This window comes from Collinsella sp. i05-0019-G5 (assembly GCF_042851345.1).
In the GTDB taxonomy this organism is placed as follows: domain Bacteria; phylum Actinomycetota; class Coriobacteriia; order Coriobacteriales; family Coriobacteriaceae; genus Collinsella.
In genome coordinates this window covers 2,365,829-2,382,590 of sequence record NZ_AP031421.1, presented here as the reverse complement: position 1 = coordinate 2,382,590, position 16,762 = coordinate 2,365,829, and the positions used below count along the sequence as shown (strand labels likewise).

Below are 16,762 nucleotides of genomic sequence, written 5' to 3'. Positions count from 1 at the left end.
AGAGTGGGACAATAACCCTCGACACTATTGTTTACTTTTGGAGGAAGTAGCATGTCTACCGTCACTACCATCAAGCGCGGCGGTCTCACCGCGGCCATCGATTCCATGGGCGCCCAGCTCACGAGCCTTGCCCTCAACGGCAACGAGTATCTGTGGCAGGGCGACCCCGCCTTTTGGGGCAAGCATGCGCCCATCCTGTTCCCCATTGTGGGCTCGCTGCGCAACAACACGGCGACGTCTGCGGCTGGCACCTGCGAGATGCCGCGCCACGGCCTCGCGCGCATCGTCGAGCACAAGCTGGTCGAGGTTTCGGAGGACGGCTCCTCGGTAACGTACGAGATCACCGATACGCCCGAGTCGCTCAAGGCGTTCCCGTTCCACTTTAAGCTCAACATGACCTATGCCTTGACCGGCGACGCCACCCTCACGCAGACCTTTGCCGTCACCAACACCGGCGACGTGGACCTGCCGTTCTCGGTGGGCGGCCACCCCGCGTTTAACGTACCGGCTCCCGGCGCCGAGGACGAGGCATTCGAGGATTACGAGCTGGCGTTTACCGAGGCTTGGACCAATGAGGCTCCCATCATCACGCCCGACGGTCTTATGACGTTCGAGGGTAGCTACAAGGCTCCCGATAACTCGGACGTGCTGCCCATCACGCACCGCAGCTTCGATAACGATGCCATCATGTTCACCGATACCCCGGGCTCCACGCTCACACTGCGCGGCCGCAAGTCGGGCCATGGCGTCAAGATCGACTTTGAGGGCTTTAAGTACATCGGCGTGTGGTCTGCCGCCAACGACGCTCCGTTTGTGGCGCTCGAGCCCTGGACCGGTCACACCACCATGGACACCGAGGACGACGTCTTTGAGCACAAGGTCAACACCATCACCTTGGCTCCCGGCGCTACCGATAAACGTAGCTTTAGCGTCACCCTGCTCTAGAGGTTCCGCCGTTCTAATGAACGGCGGGCCGGTCGATGCTGCGCGCCGTCCAGAGCGATAATTTGTCATTCAAAAGGCACGGCATGACCAGAAGGTCTATGCCGTGCCTTTTTCATGCCAACTTGTTCGCTTTGGGCGGCGCTCGCTGGCATTGCCAAAACATCGACGTTCCCAATGACTACCGCGTGTCTATTAATTTTTCGCGCACATGCCGCGCTGCTGGTTGCGGGCGTATATCCTGTTAAGTCGTCAGCATACGATTCAACAGGGAAGGCAGATTATGCATTCTCCCCATCAACGCGACGCGCATCCACAGCCGGTATGCAGCCGTCGCATCTTTTTGGGTAGTGCTCTCGCTGCGAGCGCTTCTGTCGTCGCCGGCGCACTTGCCGGTTGCCAGCGCCCCTCCACGCTGGAAGTAGTTCAGCCCACGACGGGTGGCGGTCGCGACGACCTGTCCGATTCCGTTATCGGCAAGGATAAGATCCGCATTGGCATGGAGGCGGCCTACGCCCCGTACAACTGGCAGGTCTCCGAGGCCAGCGAGTACACCATCCCCATCGACAACGTGCAGGGCGCCTATGCCGACGGTTACGACGTGCAGATCGCCAAGATCGTCTGCAAGGCCCTCGGCGGCGAGCCCGTTGCCGTCAAGCAGAGCTTCTCGGGCCTTATCGATTCGCTCAACAACGGCCAGATCGACCTCATCATCGCCGGCATGAGCGCCACGCCCGAGCGCGAGGAGTCCGTCGGCTTTTCCGACCCGTACTTTATCGGTTACTTTGGCCTGTTCGTAAAAGAGGGCTCGCCCTATCAGAATGCGACCAAGCTCAGCGACTTTAGCGGCGCAACGGTCCTCGGCCAAAAGGACACCATGCTCGATACCGTCATCGACGAGATCCCGGGCGTTGTCCACAAAAACCCGGTCGACTCGGTCCCCACGGTGTTTTCGAATCTGCTGCAGGGCACGTGCGACGCCGTGACCTACAACACTGAGAACGAGAAGGGCTATATGGCCCAAAACCCGGGTATCGTGCCGATTCAATTTGCCGAGGGCGAGGGCTTTAAGCAGGAGGTCACGGCAAACGTCGGCTGCCGCAAGGGCTCGGACAAGCTGCTTAAGCTCATCGACAAGACACTCAAGGGCATTAGCCAAGAGGAGCGCGACCAAATGTGGGACGCGTGCCTCGACCGTCAGCCGGCATAGGGAGGCAGCATGAAAACCATTAATCGCCTGGCCTCCTTTATCAGGGCCGACCACCGTTATGTATACCTGGGCACGAGCGTTATCGCGGCGCTCGGCCTGGCGTTTAGCCAGCGCAACCCCACGCCGCTGAGCTTCTTGGCCCCCACGGGCGTGTTCCAAGATTGCCTTTGGGCGATCCTGTGGGCGTGGCTCGTCGTGTCGGCGGCGGCGCTGGTCACCAAGCTTATGCACTGGAACGACTATCGCGAAAAGTCGCCGTTTGCTTCCGAGCGCTTCCGTCGCGGCGCGCGCCTGGGCAGTTATGTTGTCGTTGCTATTGCGGCGATCTTCTTTGTCGACCGCTGCGTCATGTCGTTTATCGACCTGGTGCAGGTGAGCATTGTCTCGGATTCCAACCCCAGCGACTTTTTGTCGAGCCTGGTCTACATGACCTACAAGAGCGGCGACTTCTTCATCCGCGGCATCGAGATCACCATCGCGCTTGCCACCTTCGGCACCGTCATCGCATTCTTCCTGGCGCTGCTCTTTGTGTTCCTGCGTATTCAGACCTTCGACCGCGTGGACAACGACCTGGTGCGCTTCTTTAAGAGTATCGGCCGCGGCTTTGCGACCATCTATTCCACCATCGTGCGCGGTACGCCCATGATGGTCCAGGGCCTACTCATCTATTACGCGGGCTTCACCGTTTTGCGCGGCATGGGCTTCGAGACCGCCCAGGCCAACCAGATCTGGAGTACCTTCACCGCCGGCCTCGTCACCATCTCGCTCAACTCCACCGCCTACATGATGGAGGTCCTGCGCGGCGGCATCGAGTCCATCGATCCCGGCCAGGCCGAGGCGGCGCGCTCGCTGGGTCTTTCGCAGTGGCAGGCTATGCGCAAGGTCGTGTTCCCCCAGGGCATTAAAAACGCGATTCCGGCGCTCACCAACGAGCTCATCATCAACATCAAGGATTCGTCGGTGCTCTCGGTCATCGGCGTGTTTGACCTCATGTACGCTACCACCACCGTCGCCGGCGTGTACTACCGCCAGATGGAGGTCTACTGCGTGGCACTCGTGGTCTACCTGATCTTGACGCTCGTGGCGAGCCGCCTGCTCGAGGCCTTTGGCAAAAAGCTCGGCGCCGAGGCTCCGGTCACGCTGCCCAGCTCCAACTAGGCTCAAGACGAGGAGAATCATCATGGCAGATACCACTACCACCGGCGCTGTGGCCGCCGCACAAACTAAAGAGTCGCTCATCCGCGTCGAGGGCCTGCGCAAGAGCTTCGGCTCGCTCGAGGTACTCAAGGGTATCGACTTGTCCGTCAATCCTGGCGAGGTCGTCACCATTATCGGCGCTTCGGGTTCGGGTAAATCGACCTTTCTGCGCTGCCTCAATCTGCTCGAGACCCCGGACGCGGGCCATATCTGGTTCCATGGCCAGGACCTCACGGCCGAGCGCTGCAACATTAACAAGCTGCGTGAGGACATCGGCATGGTGTTCCAGGGCTTTAACCTGTTCAACAACATGGACGTGCTCGACAACTGTACGCTCGCGCCCGTCACGCTCAAAAAGATGGGCAAGGTCGAGGCTGAAAAAATTGCGATGGAGCATCTGACGAGCGTGGGACTCGAAAAGTTCGCGCACGCCGCCGTGGGTCGCCTGTCCGGCGGCCAAAAGCAGCGCGTGGCCATCGCCCGCGCCCTGTGCATGAACCCGCAGATTATGCTGTTCGACGAGCCGACCTCCGCACTCGACCCCGAGATCGTGGGAGAGGTGCTCGAGGTCATGCGCAAGCTCGCTGCCGACGGCATGACCATGGTCGTCGTCACGCACGAGATGGCCTTTGCCCGCACGGTGTCCGACCGCGTGGTCTTTATGGACAAGGGCGTGGTGCTCGAGGACGCCGCTCCGGCCGAGCTCTTCGGCAACCCCAAGCACCAGCGCACCCGCGAGTTTCTCTCGCGTTATCTCGAGGACAAATAACCGACCGCAAACGCTTATGTGGCAGGGCCGCTCCGGTGGGGCGGCCCTCGTCATCACGATCGAAAGGACGTTATGGCCGAGGTTTGGCGCTTCTTTGCGCATGAGGATGATTTTGCCGATTTGGACAAGGCCGGCGCATGCGAGCGCCTGAGCCGCGTGCTGTCGTTTCCGACCATTTCGAGCATGGATGCCGAGGCGGTGGACTGGCAGCCGTTCGACGACCTGCGCGCCTATATGCAGCAGGCCTGGCCGCACGTATTTGCGGCGGGCGAGGTCGAACTCATCGACCACTCGCTGCTGGTGACGTTTTCCGGCTCCGACCCCGCACTCAAGCCCGTTATGCTCATGGGTCACATGGACGTGGTCCCCGTGGTGCCGGGCACCGAGGACGATTGGACGCACGCCCCCTTTAGCGGACAGGTGGACGACGCCTACATTTGGGGTCGCGGCGCCGTCGACATGAAAGATCAAGTTGCAGGTATTCTCGAGGCGGTTGAGTATGCGCTGGCCCACGGCTGGGAGCACGAGCGCACCCTGCTGCTGGCTTTTGGCCAAGACGAGGAAACCACGCAGTTCGGTGCGGGTGCCATCGGCCGCGTGCTCGAGGAGCGCGGTGTTGAGCTCGAGTTCCTGATCGACGAGGGCGACTACCGCATCGTTCCGACTGCCGAGTACAGCGCGGGCGAGGGCTGGCTTATGCATGCCGATCTCGCGGAGAAGGGCTACGCCGATATCGTGTTGAGGACGCGTAGCGAGGGCGGGCATTCCTCCAACCCCTACGGTGGCACTTCGCTCGAGGTGCTGAGCCGCGCCATCGCCGCAATCTGCGATATCGAATGGCCGACGCGCGTCACGGACCTGCTTGCCGCACAGCTCGTCGAGCTGGGGCTCTACACGGCCGACGAGATCGCCTCCAACAAGGACGCCATCGTGCGCGAGTGCCTCGCCAGCAAGAAGCTCTATCCGCTCGTGACCTCCACCTGTGCACCGACCCAAATCGAGGGCGGTAGCACCGGTGCTAACGTGATGCCGCAGGATATGTGGGCCAATATCAATTTCCGCATGCTCGAGGGCACGAGTGTGGCCGATGTCGTGGCCCGCTGTTGCGTCGCCGTCGCCGAGGCGGGGCTCGCCGACCGCGTCGAGATCGAGCTCGGCCCTGGCAGCTCCGAACCCTCGCCGTCTCCGCGCATCGGCGGACCGGGACTCGAGGCCGTCCGTGCCATCGCCGCCCGCTATTTCCGCGATCCAAAGGGGACGGAGGAAAACGGATCATCGGCGGCGGGCGGAGCTCCTATCGGCATCGTTCCCTCGACCGTGATTGGCGCGACCGATGCTGCCAACTACCAGCGCATTTGCCCCGAGTGCATTCGCTTCTCGGCCTTTGTGGTAGACGATGACGAGTGCGAGCGCGGTGTCCACGGCACCAACGAGCGCATCACCCGCCGCGCCTACCTCCAGGGCGTACGCTTCCTCATCGCTCTGCTTCAAACGCTCTAGAATGTGACAAAGGGACTGAGCCGATTTCATCGGTAATGAGACAAAAACTGTCATAGAAAAAGACTAAGATATCTTAAGAGACATATGCTGGGGTTGGTATTCCTTGAACGACTGCGGGCATGTGCCAGACTGCCTCGGCCCCCCGGGGAGTGCCCGGGCAGGTCGCCGTGTGACTGGGGAGGAAATTATGCAGGAGCTCAGAGAGATGACGTCTCGACTCGTGAATATTGCTACCGGGGGGGGGTGTCTAAGCAGGGAACTTCCTGGTGAACATCGGCCGCGCGAGCGGTGGTCCGTCATGTCTTATGGCCGCCGTCGTGGGCTGCGCCCGGTTTCGCCATATGCGATTGTTCTGGCCCTCGCCGTCGCGCTGACGGCGAGTTTCTTCCTGCCGCTTCGTGCCGAGGCGGCGATCTCCGACCACACGGTTCCGACGACCTCGCCCTCGGGGACGACGATCAACCTGTTTGATTACTGGGTGAATCCCGATGACCATCTGTCGGTTTCCGGCAGCGGCGGCGTCAACGCAGGCCACAAGTTCCAGTTTAACGACGGCAAGGGTGATGGGCCGCTCAACCAATGGACGGGCGGCACGAGCCCGCGGCCCGGCATCGTCAACAACACGCTTTCAGACGGCTACCCGAAGCTTTCCGAAGCCTTGGGCGACGAGTCCCTCCGCTACCTGTTCGATTCCTCTGCCCAGACCGGCAAGACGTCCCATTTTGGCGTGACGGGCCTCCTCAAGGTTCAGGGCGGCTACTACGTCTATGACAGCTCCGAAAACTACGCAGCCTACAACGCTGACAAGAATGCCTTCGACATCTATGGCACCTGGGGCATTGACAAAGTGGGCGATTCGTCCCACCAGGGTCAGTTCTTCCCGTTCGACGCGGCAGACAAGGTGTTCAAAGAGGAAAACGGCCAGCTCGTCCAAACCGGCATCAAGGCAGACAACACCGGTGATTCGCACTACAACGGCGGCAAACCCGTCAACCACCACTTCGGTCTCTCAATGTCCACGCGATTCGTGCAGCCCAAGGGCGGCCTGACGAACAATAATAATGACATGACCTTCGAGTTCGCCGGCGATGATGACGTCTGGGTGTTCATCGATGATGTCCTCGTGGGTGATATCGGCGGTATTCACAACCGCGCGAGTCTGAGCATCAACTTTCATACGGGCAACATTAAGGTAAACGACAATTACAACGGCACGCTGAAGAGCAAGTACCAGAAGGCGGGCAAGGCCGGCGACACGAGCTGGGAAGGCAACACCTTCGCCGACGACACCAACCACACCCTCAAGTTCTTCTACCTGGAGCGCGGCGCCACCGACTCCAACATGGAGCTCAAGTTCAACCTCGTGACGGTGCCCGAGTCCGACATCATAAAGTTCGACCAGGACGGCAAGTTCGTACAGAGCGCCGAGTTCGCGCTGTACAAAACAGACGAGAACTTTACAGATACGACCAATGACAAGAACGCGCTCCTCGGCTCCGGCACCACGGACGAGGCCGGCCACCTAACGCTCACGAACGACGATGACAACGGCGTCATCAACTTCGACGATCTCTACAACAAGAATCACGGTAACAAGTACTACCTCCTGAAGGAGACGCGCGTGCCGGAGGGATACCGCTCGAGTCTCACGGCGACAGGTGGCAGCATGCAGCTCGAGTACGTGCCCGCGAGCGCTGAGAACGGCGCGGGCGGCGTCATCATCAACCGCGGCGGTATGGATGCGGACAGCGTCGTGTGGAAGACTGGTGCGTTTGCCGGCGCGAAGGAGACCATCACCGCACCGGTGAACGTGTACAAGGCGAATGATGACCTGACGAAGTCCGACGAGACCGTCAACCTGAAGTCTGGCATACTGTTCGCTGTGGTGCTCAAGCGCGATAAAAGCGCAAACGCAGATATCAAAAATCAGAACAATTGGTACGCCGTGTCGGGCGACCCATCGACGGGAATGGGGTACACCCTCGCCGAGAAGCCGAGCAAGGCCGGCGCTATCGAGGCGGCGAAGAAGGACCTGCACGCCTTCACGCTCAACACGAGCGGCCAGTACCAGGTAGAGATTCAAAATCTGCCCGGTGACATCTCCAAGTACTACTACCTGCTGAGCGGTGATGCCCGCAAGGATGCCGAGTACACGGTGGCCATCTACCACACAACGGCGAGTTCCATCGCCAACGCGAATACGGACAACACGGTCCACGTGTTCAGCGATGACCTCCCCAGCGGCGAGAAGAATTTCCAGCGACAGTTCGCCACGCGCCTGCTCGTCACGAACATCCAGAACCGCCTGTTCGTGCAGAAGACCGATACCGCGGGTAAGCCCGTTGAGGGGGCGAAGTTCGGCCTGTACACGGCCGATCAGGTGACAACAGACGCAAACGGCAAGGTCGTGCTCAAGGGCGAGCAGACCCCCTACGACACCCTGACGACGGGGTCGGTCGGCAACCCGGTCCCGCTCGAAGGTGCGGGCATATTCCCGAATACGAGCAAGGAGCACAAGCCGCTTACGAAACGCACCTACTACCTGAAGGAAATCTCAGCGCCGAGCGGTTTCCTGCTCAACGACACGCTCACCAAAGTGATTGTGGACGATTACGGCGTCCATGCCGATGCCGGTACGCGCGATGACGGCGTTTCGACGTTTGTGGGCCCGGGCGCGCTGATGAAGAGCCTGGGCCAGTTTGGCGCAGAGGGCGACATCGACAACACGCTCACGTGGATCAAGGGTGTGCGGCAGACCTCGAATGGTGTGACCGATACTGACGGTAATCTGTCGTGGAGCAATGTCGATCCCGCCGGTGCCGGCGACACGGTGCACCTCAAGTACGGTGCCAACGGACGTGTCTACCAGTATGGGCCCACCGAGGAGGGCAAACCCTACCGCCTGGAGACCGAGACGGGCTGGATACGTATGGGTATCACCCAGGACGAGCAGCCCAAGGGGACCAAGTCGAAAGGTGCCCGTGCCGATCTGCGCGACATGAACAACCTGAATGCCCTGTTTACGGGCGCCACCTGCGTGCGCGTGGCTAACAAGCGCGAGGCGAGCCTCGAGGTGACGAAGAAGGTTGACGTGCCCGATGGACTGACGGGCAATAAGGATGCGGAGTTCACCTTCAAGTTCACCGTGCCCAAGGGGAAGACGTATAAGGCTGCAGTCTTCGAGAAGGCGGGCGCGGCCGATGAGAAGCAGGTCGGCGATATGTTCGACCTGACGAACGGACGCGAGCAGACCATCACGGCCGGCCAGACGATCCGCGTGTACGGTCTCGCCGAGGGTGACAAGTATACGGTTCAGGAGCTGACCCGCGCGGGCAAGATGCCGGCCGGCTTCACGCTGACCAAGCGCGAGCAGGGCGGCAACGCCCTGGGCGGCGAGGGCGACAGCATCTCCGGCACGATCGCGAAACAGAATGCCGACGGCACGTTGGCCGAAGCCAACAAGCTGGTGTTCACAAACACCTACAGCGTAAAGTCGCCGGTGACGCTCACCAATGCGTTCTGGGCGCAGAAGGTGCTCCAGGGCCGTGACTGGAAAGATGGCGATAGCTTCAAGATTTACCTGCGCGCGGACAAGGGCACGCCGATGCCCGACGGTGCCGAGAATGCACCCGTGAGTGGTATGAAGCAGGTTGTGAAGACTGTTGAGAACGGGGACAAGTTCGACTTCGGCGAGATTGAGTACACCAAGCCCGGCACCTACACCTATCTCATCGCCGAGGCCACGCCGTCTCAAAACGACGCTAGCTGGCTGCCCGGGTTCGGGTATTCAAGCGCTTCCTACCGCGTCACGGTGACGGTGAAGGATAGCGGCGACGGCACGCTGTCGCAGCCGGCAGTCAAGATGGAGCAGACCTACACCGACGACGGCGTGAGCCATGAGGACAGCCCGATCGAGGTTGCTGACAAAATCGCCAAGATAACGAACACCTATAACACCGATGAGAAGACCATCTCCTTCCACGTGCAGAAGACGTATGTCGACCAGTCCGGTGCAAATCCGCTTGTGAAGGATAAGTTCACGTTCCAGCTCGAGGCACTCGGCGGGATGAAGAATGATGCCGTGCCGAGTGGCACCCTTAAGTTCGGCGATCTTGCCTACAGCGTCGATGCCAGCAAGGTCCCCATGCCTATGGGGTGCACGTCCACCACGACCACGGCGAAGAACGATGACGGCGGTATCGCCGCGTTCCCGCAGATCACCTATACGATGGGCAGCGAGAACCTCACTTACGTGTACAGGGTGACCGAGGTCAAGGATTCCGATACATCGACGTCCAGTGGCATGGGCTACGATGACGCGGTGTACTACGTGCTGGTGAAGAACCAGCAGGTTGATAACGAGTCTGGGACGGGTAGGTGCCTGTCCTCCACGGTCACGTATTGGAAGGCCGACGGCACGCAGCTGACGGACGCCAACGGATACATTCCGTTCAAGAACACCTACACGGTGACCCAGGCGACGTCGGCGCCAATCAGGGTGCAGAAGACGTTCACCGGGCGCGCGTGGGAGACGAGCGATACGTTTGATTTCACACTGACGCCGGCGGATGACGCCACGACGAAAGCGGTTAAAAACAAGGTCGTTATCCAAAAGACGGGCACGGGCGAGGACGTTGGGGATATTGCTGCTAAGATTTCGATCTCCGGCGATGGTTCTTCCGTGACCCGTACCGCAGCCTTTGGTGTGGGCGACCTGGTGTTTACCAAGCCTGGCACGTACAAATTCAAGGTGAACGAGAAGGCGTCGGAGAACGTGGACAAGACCGGCATCAGCTATGACGGCCATACGTCCACGGTGACCTACACAGTGACCGATATCGAGAACGGCACGCATACCGGTAAGCTGACCGCGACGGTTGCGTACGACAACAAGCAGGCGATGACGGATGTCGACCGACAGGTGACGGGCGCTGCCGCGTTTACCAACACCTATACGGCCTCCGGTACCTATGCGGGCATCGATGTGACCAAGACTCTGGTTGGTACCCCGCTGAAGAATGGCATGTTCCCGTTCACCATCGAGGCGATGACGTATAACGGTACGACGGCCCCGGAGCCGGCTGATACCGATAAGTCGTTCAAGAACACCGTGGGCAAGGATGACGGTGACGATACGCAGACCGCCACGATGTCCGGCAAGCTGAAGATGAACTTCACGCAGCTGAGCTACAACAAGGTGTATGTGTACAAGGTGTCTGAGGCGCATGGCGCCAACGCTGGTGGATACACGTATGACACCGAGTACCCCGGTGACGCCTACGTGCTCATTGCGGTGAAGCCGAATCCGGACAACAAAGGCCAGCTCTACACCGAGACGACCATCGTGAAGGGCCCGGACGTGACGGCGCTCGTTGGCGAGAACGACAACGTTGATGCGCTGACGGCCGAGGCGATTAAGGGCCTCGATACCACGACCAACTACGTGCAGACGGTCTCGAGTCGCGATGCGAAGCCCGCTACGCCTATCGTCCCGTTTAAGAACGAGTACAAGGTCGAGACGGTTGAGTACGGTGCGAAGGCCGGTCTGCAGATTGAGAAGAAATTCACCGGCACCGGTGATGTGAGCAGCACATTCAGCTTTACGGTGACGCCCGAGGACTATCAGGCCGAGGGTCTGGATGGCACGAAGTTCATCCTGACCTCCGCCGACGCCGCGGCGAAGAAGCTCGGCATCACGGGTGGGACGAAGACAGTCAAGATTCCCGAGATGAAGCTTGGGGACACCAAGACCGTGAGCCTGCTGCCGAAGGGCTTGCAGTTCACACATGACGACGTGAACAATGAATACGGCGCCAACGTCTACCAATACAGGGTGGAAGAGAACGTGCCGAAGTCCGTTCCCGCCGGCTACACCTACGACAAGGCGGCCTACACCATCGAGATCGCGGTGTTCGACAACGGCGACGGTACGCTGAAAATCGAGACGACAGTTCTGAACAGTGATGGCGAGAAGGTCGATTATCGTGAGTTTGCGCCCAACGGAACGCTCGAGGGCAACACGGCAACCATCCCGTTCAAGAACAGCTACAAGACGACTGCCAGCGATAAGCTGGCCCCGCAGGTGACGAAGAAGATCTCCGGTGTTGAGAGCACGGAGAAGGCGTTCTCGTTCACGCTGACCGCCACGCCGGAGACGCAGAAGCAGATCGATGACGGCGCCCTCACAGTCTCGGATGCTCTGGCGAGCAATGAGCATGCTGAGTCAAAGGTCACGAGTGGCAAGATCATCAAGGACAAGGGCCAGACGGTCGACTTCTCGAATATGGCGTTCAACAAGGCGGGCGAGTACACGTTCACGCTCACCGAGGTGCACAACGCTGATGATGATCCCGCGGCGGACGGCGTGCAGAACGCCGGCTGGACGATGGACGATTCCACCTACACCGTCACGGTGAAGGTTGAGGACAAGAATGCCAAGCTGACTGTCACAGGCGTGACGGTAGAGAAGGGCGGCGATGACAAGAGCGAGACGCTTGAGGTCAAGAACGGCAAGGTGAACCTCGCCACCTTCAACAACACCTACGACGCAAAGGGTTCCGTAACCCTGGCGGCGAAGAAGCACTTTACAGGCGGCACCCTTGAGAACCAGCAGTTCTCATTCCAGGTGAAGGAAGGCAATAAGGTTGTCGCCGAAGAAAAGAACGATGCCAATGGCAACATCACCTTCCCGGCCATTTATTACACCGAGGCCGGTGAGCACGACTACACCATCAAGGAGGTCGAAGGCGCCGACCCGACTATCGTTTACGATGGCAAGACGGTGAAAGTGCACGTTAGCGTCACCGATAACAAGAACGGCACGCTGAGCGCGGCCGCCACCTACGACGGCGAGAAGGCCGTGCCGACCTTCACCAACTCGAAGCCGACGGCCGACGCCACTATCGAGGCGACGAAGATCCTCAAGGGCAAGGACCTGACGGCTGGTGCGTTCACTTTCGGCCTATATCAAGGCGACACGACTACGGTTGATCCCATCCAGACTGTCCAGAACGACAAGGACGGCAAGATTAAGCTCATCCTCACCGGTCTGACCATAGGCGAGTACGACTACACGCTCAAGGAGGTCGCTGACAGCGATTCGACCATCACCTACGATTTCACGGCGGTGAAGGTCCACGTCTCGGTGAAGGCGGACGGTGACAAGGCAAAGGCGACTGTCACCTATGACGACAAGAATGATGCCCCGACCTTCACTAACAAGTATCAGCCTGCCGAGACCTTGGCTACACTCACGGCGAAGAAATCGTACGTGAAGTCCGACAACACGCAGGCCACGCTCAGGGGCGGCGAGTTCACCTTCGACCTGTACGAGGGTGATCTGACGGCTGAGCAGCTGAAGGGCAAGCAGCCCATCCAGACCGCTAAGAACGGCGAGGACGGCACCGTTACCTTCCCGGCCATCAACTACACCAAGGCCGGCGAGTACAAATACACTATCGTGGAGCAGAAGGGCGACCTGTCCCACGTGGTCTACGACGATGCGGTTCACCACGCCGTGGTGAAGGTCGTGGACAACGCCGGCCAGTTGGAGGCGAGCGTCACCTACGATGACGGCAAGACGGTCGCCCCCACCTTCACGAACACCTACACCGCAAAGGGATCCGTGGAGCTGACGGCGACCAAGATCGTTGCGGTCGCGCCGGGCTTCACGCACGACACCAAGCTGAAGGGCGGCGAATACACGTTCGAGCTGAAGGACGCCGACGGCAAGGTGCTCGGCACCACGACGAACAAGGCCGATGGCACGGTGAAGTTCACGCGCAAGTTCACGCTCTCCAACCTGGGCGGCGCTGCGAGCAAGGACTTCACCTACACCATCGCGGAGAAGCCGGGCACGGAGCCGGGCATGGTCTACGACACCCATGCGCTCATCTACAAGGTGACGGTCGCGGACGATGGCACCGGCTCGCTGACGGCCACACCGCAGGTAACGAGTGGAGACAAGACCTTCACGAACACGTACCACCCGAAGGAGACCTCGGTAACGCTCAAGGCGACGAAGCGCTTCACGGGTGGCGAGCTCGCAGGGGGCGACTTCACGTTTCAGCTGCTCGACAAGGATGGCAACGTGATCCAGACCGTCCAGAATGACAAGGACGGCAAGGTCGCCTTCCAGGCAATCAGCTACGACACGCCGGGCGATCACGACTACACCATCAAGGAGGTTGCCGGCAACGACCCGACCGTCGTGTACGACACGAAGGACGTGAAGGTCCACATCAAGGTCTCCGATGAGAAGGGCGAGCTAAAGGCGACCGCCACCTACGACGGCGAGGCCGACGTTCCGACCTTCACCAACTCGAAGCCGACGACGGACGTTACCGTCGAGGCGACGAAGATCCTCACGGGCAAGGACCTGACGGCCGACGCGTTCACCTTCGGCCTGTACGACCAGGCCGGCAACGAGGTCGCCAAGGGCACCAACGACCGGGGCGGCAAGGTCGAGCTGGCCGTCAAGAACCTGAACCTGGGCGAGTACGACTACACGCTCAAGGAGGAGAAAGCCGGCCAGACCGTCGACGGCGTGGCCTACGACGCCAAGGAAGTCAAGGTCCACGTCAAGGTAGAGCAGAACCAGGGCGACAACAACAAGACGAAGGTGACCGTCACCTATGACGGTGCCGCTACGGCTCCCACCTTCAACAACACCTACGACGCAAAGGGTTCCGTAACCCTGACGGCGACCAAGACCATCAAGGTTGCGGACGGCTTCGACCACACGACGAAGCCCGCGGACGGCGAGTTCACCTTCGACCTGAAGGACGCTGCCGGCAACGTGCTCGACACCGCGAAGAACGATGCAAACGGCAAGGTCAGCTTCACGCGCGAGTTCCAGCTCTCCGACTTGGACGGCGCCGCGAGCAAGGACTTCACCTACACCATCGTGGAGCAGCCGGGCGCGGAGCCGGGCATGGTCTATGACAGCCATCCCCTCACCTATACGGTGACGGTCGCGGACGGCGGGAACGGAGCACTGAATGCGAAGGCGATCGTGACGAGCGCATCCGGCTCGGATACCTTCACCAACACCTACCAGCCGGCCGCGACCGGCCTGGCCCTCGGTGCGCAGAAGAGCTATGTGAAGAAGGACGACAACACGCCGATCGTCCCCAAGTGCGGCGAGTTCACCTTCGATGTGTACGAGGGCAACCTGACGGCTGAGCAGCTTGCCGGGGCCAAGCCCGTCCGGACCGCGACCAACGGCGCGGACGGAAGTGTTAACTTCGACGCCTTCTCCTACGCGAAGCCGGGCACGCACGAGTACACCATCGTGGAGCGGAAGGGTGATCTGGCCTACGTGACCTACGACGCCGCGGTGCACCATGCCGTGGTGACGGTTGCGGACAATGCCGGCACGCTGCAGGCGAGCGTCGCCTACGACGGCACGAATGTCACGAAGCCCAGCTTCACCAACACCTATGAGGCACAGGCGACGGACTCCGGCGCGATCGCCCTCACCAAGAGCGTTGACGTGCACGACGGCAGCTATCAGCTAAAGGCGGGAGACTTCGCCTTCGAGCTGGTGGGGTCTGACGGCTCGGTGATCCAGACCCAGAAGAACGATGCGCACGGCAAGGTTGCCTTCGACAAGCTGACCTTCGACCATGCGGGCACCTTTACCTACACGGTCCGCGAGGTGCAGCCGACGGGGGACGCGCCGGGCGTGCCGGGCGTGACCTACACCGGCAAGACGTACACCCTGACCTACGTGGTGAAGGACAACAACGACGGCAAGCTGGTGGTAGAGAACTCCACGGTGAAGCCGAGCGAGGGCACCGAGAACGGCGTCACCCCCAACACCATGACGTTTGCGAACAGCTACCAGCCGGGCGCGACCTCCTACCAGATCTCCGGCACCAAGGTGCTTGAGAATACCGATTCGGCCACCATGCGGACGCCCGCCGATGGCGAGTTCACGTTCGCGCTGATTGACGTGGCCACCGGGCAGGAGATCGACCGGACCACGAACGTGGGTAACGCGTTTACCTTCAAGGCCATCTCGTACACCGCGACTGGTTCGCATGCGTACCAGGTGAAGGAGGTTGCGGGCCAAGATGGCACCATCACTTACAGCGATGCGGTGTTGGATGTGACGGTGAGTGCGACCGACGACGGCAGCGGCCAGCTGACCGCGACGGCGAACAAGACGGCCGCGGATCTGACCTTCACCAACACCTACACGCCGACGGCAACGACGGCGACGATTACCGGAACGAAGGCCCTGACCGGCCGCGACCTGGCCGAGGGTGAGTTCTTCTTCGACCTGAAGGACGCCGACGGTAACGTGGTGCAGACGGTGCAGAACGGCGCCGACGGCACGTTCGGCTTCGCGCCGCTGCAGCTGGACAAGGTGGGGACGTACGTCTACACCGTGTCCGAGCGGGCAGGGGCGACGGCGAACGGCGTCACCTACGACACGACGGTCTTTACCGCGACGGTGACGGTGACGGAGAATGCGGAGACGCACGCGCTGGAGGCGCAGGTTGCCTACAGCAAGGGCGGCAAGGCTGCGGATGCGGTGGCGTTCAGCAACAGTTACGCGCCGGCCGCGACTGAGGTGAAGCTGGGGGCCTCCAAGGTGCTGAGCGGCGAGGACCTGAAGGAAGGGCAGTTCTCCTTCCAGCTGAAGGATGCCGACGGCAAGGTGCTGCAGACCGCAAAGAACGCGGCGGACGGCACGGTGGGCTTCGAGGCGATCTCGTACGACAAGCCCGGAACGTACGCCTACAGCATCTCCGAGGTGGACGACGGTCAGAAGAACGTGACGTACGACGCGGCCGAGCACCGGGTAACGGTGACGGTGACGGACGACGGTGCGGGCCATCTGGTGGCGACGGTAACCTATGACGGCGCCGTGGCGCCGGTGTTCAAGAACACGTACACGCCGCCGACCACCCCGCCGACGGAGCCGCCCACCAATCCGCCGAGCAAGTCACCGGTGCCGAAGGAGGAGAAGCCGGGTCTGCCGTATACGGGCGATACCAGCTTGTCGCCGATGGCCCTGGGTGGCATCGCGGGCGGCGCGGTGGTGCTGATCGCCGCAGGCGTTATCCTGCGGCGCCGGAACCGGTAGCTACGGCGGCCGAGAAGGGCTTTGATTGAGGGCGGGTGGTCGCAGGGCG

General features: G+C 60.9%; 6 protein-coding genes. All 6 read left to right on the top strand.

Annotation, left to right across the window (positions count from 1 at the left end; translation table 11 throughout):
• The first annotated feature begins 51 nt into the window (after positions 1 to 51).
• The 6 genes from ACGHIZ_RS11080 to ACGHIZ_RS11055 all read left to right on the top strand — a co-directional run bounded on the left by ACGHIZ_RS11080 (position 52) and on the right by ACGHIZ_RS11055 (position 16,713).
• Positions 52 to 945 carry an aldose 1-epimerase family protein gene (locus ACGHIZ_RS11080; protein WP_217108334.1) on the top strand — a complete coding sequence of 298 codons (894 nt, stop codon included), beginning with the start codon at positions 52 to 54 and terminating at the stop codon, positions 943 to 945.
• A 340-nt stretch (positions 946 to 1,285) separates the two neighbouring features.
• The gene (locus ACGHIZ_RS11075) at positions 1,286 to 2,152 is read left to right on the top strand and encodes a transporter substrate-binding domain-containing protein (RefSeq protein ID WP_271755812.1); all 867 of its coding nucleotides are present in this window, start codon (positions 1,286 to 1,288) and stop codon (positions 2,150 to 2,152) included.
• 9 nt (positions 2,153 to 2,161) lie between these two features.
• Positions 2,162 to 3,310 carry an amino acid ABC transporter permease gene (locus ACGHIZ_RS11070; protein WP_195503145.1) on the top strand — a complete coding sequence of 383 codons (1,149 nt, stop codon included), beginning with the start codon at positions 2,162 to 2,164 and terminating at the stop codon, positions 3,308 to 3,310.
• A 22-nt stretch (positions 3,311 to 3,332) separates the two neighbouring features.
• Positions 3,333 to 4,118, top strand: coding sequence for an amino acid ABC transporter ATP-binding protein (locus tag ACGHIZ_RS11065; RefSeq protein ID WP_138375234.1), 786 nt, complete (start codon positions 3,333 to 3,335; stop codon positions 4,116 to 4,118).
• A 72-nt stretch (positions 4,119 to 4,190) separates the two neighbouring features.
• Positions 4,191 to 5,618: a M20/M25/M40 family metallo-hydrolase gene (locus tag ACGHIZ_RS11060; RefSeq protein WP_138375235.1), complete on the top strand. Its 1,428-nt coding sequence runs from the start codon at positions 4,191 to 4,193 to the stop codon at positions 5,616 to 5,618.
• 298 nt (positions 5,619 to 5,916) lie between these two features.
• Positions 5,917 to 16,713, top strand: coding sequence for a Spy0128 family protein (locus ACGHIZ_RS11055; RefSeq protein ID WP_390448051.1), 10,797 nt, complete (start codon positions 5,917 to 5,919; stop codon positions 16,711 to 16,713).
• The last annotated feature ends 49 nt before the right edge of the window (positions 16,714 to 16,762 follow it).

Excerpts from the sequence above, each read along its gene's own strand:
- ACGHIZ_RS11080 (WP_217108334.1), top strand. The coding sequence starts at position 52 with ATGTCTACCGTCACTACCATCAAGCGCGGCGGTCTCACCGCGGCCATC.
- ACGHIZ_RS11055 (WP_390448051.1), top strand. The coding sequence starts at position 5,917 with ATGTCTTATGGCCGCCGTCGTGGGCTGCGCCCGGTTTCGCCATATGCG.
- ACGHIZ_RS11070 (WP_195503145.1), top strand. The coding sequence starts at position 2,162 with ATGAAAACCATTAATCGCCTGGCCTCCTTTATCAGGGCCGACCACCGT.
- ACGHIZ_RS11065 (WP_138375234.1), top strand. The coding sequence starts at position 3,333 with ATGGCAGATACCACTACCACCGGCGCTGTGGCCGCCGCACAAACTAAA.
- ACGHIZ_RS11060 (WP_138375235.1), top strand. The coding sequence starts at position 4,191 with ATGGCCGAGGTTTGGCGCTTCTTTGCGCATGAGGATGATTTTGCCGAT.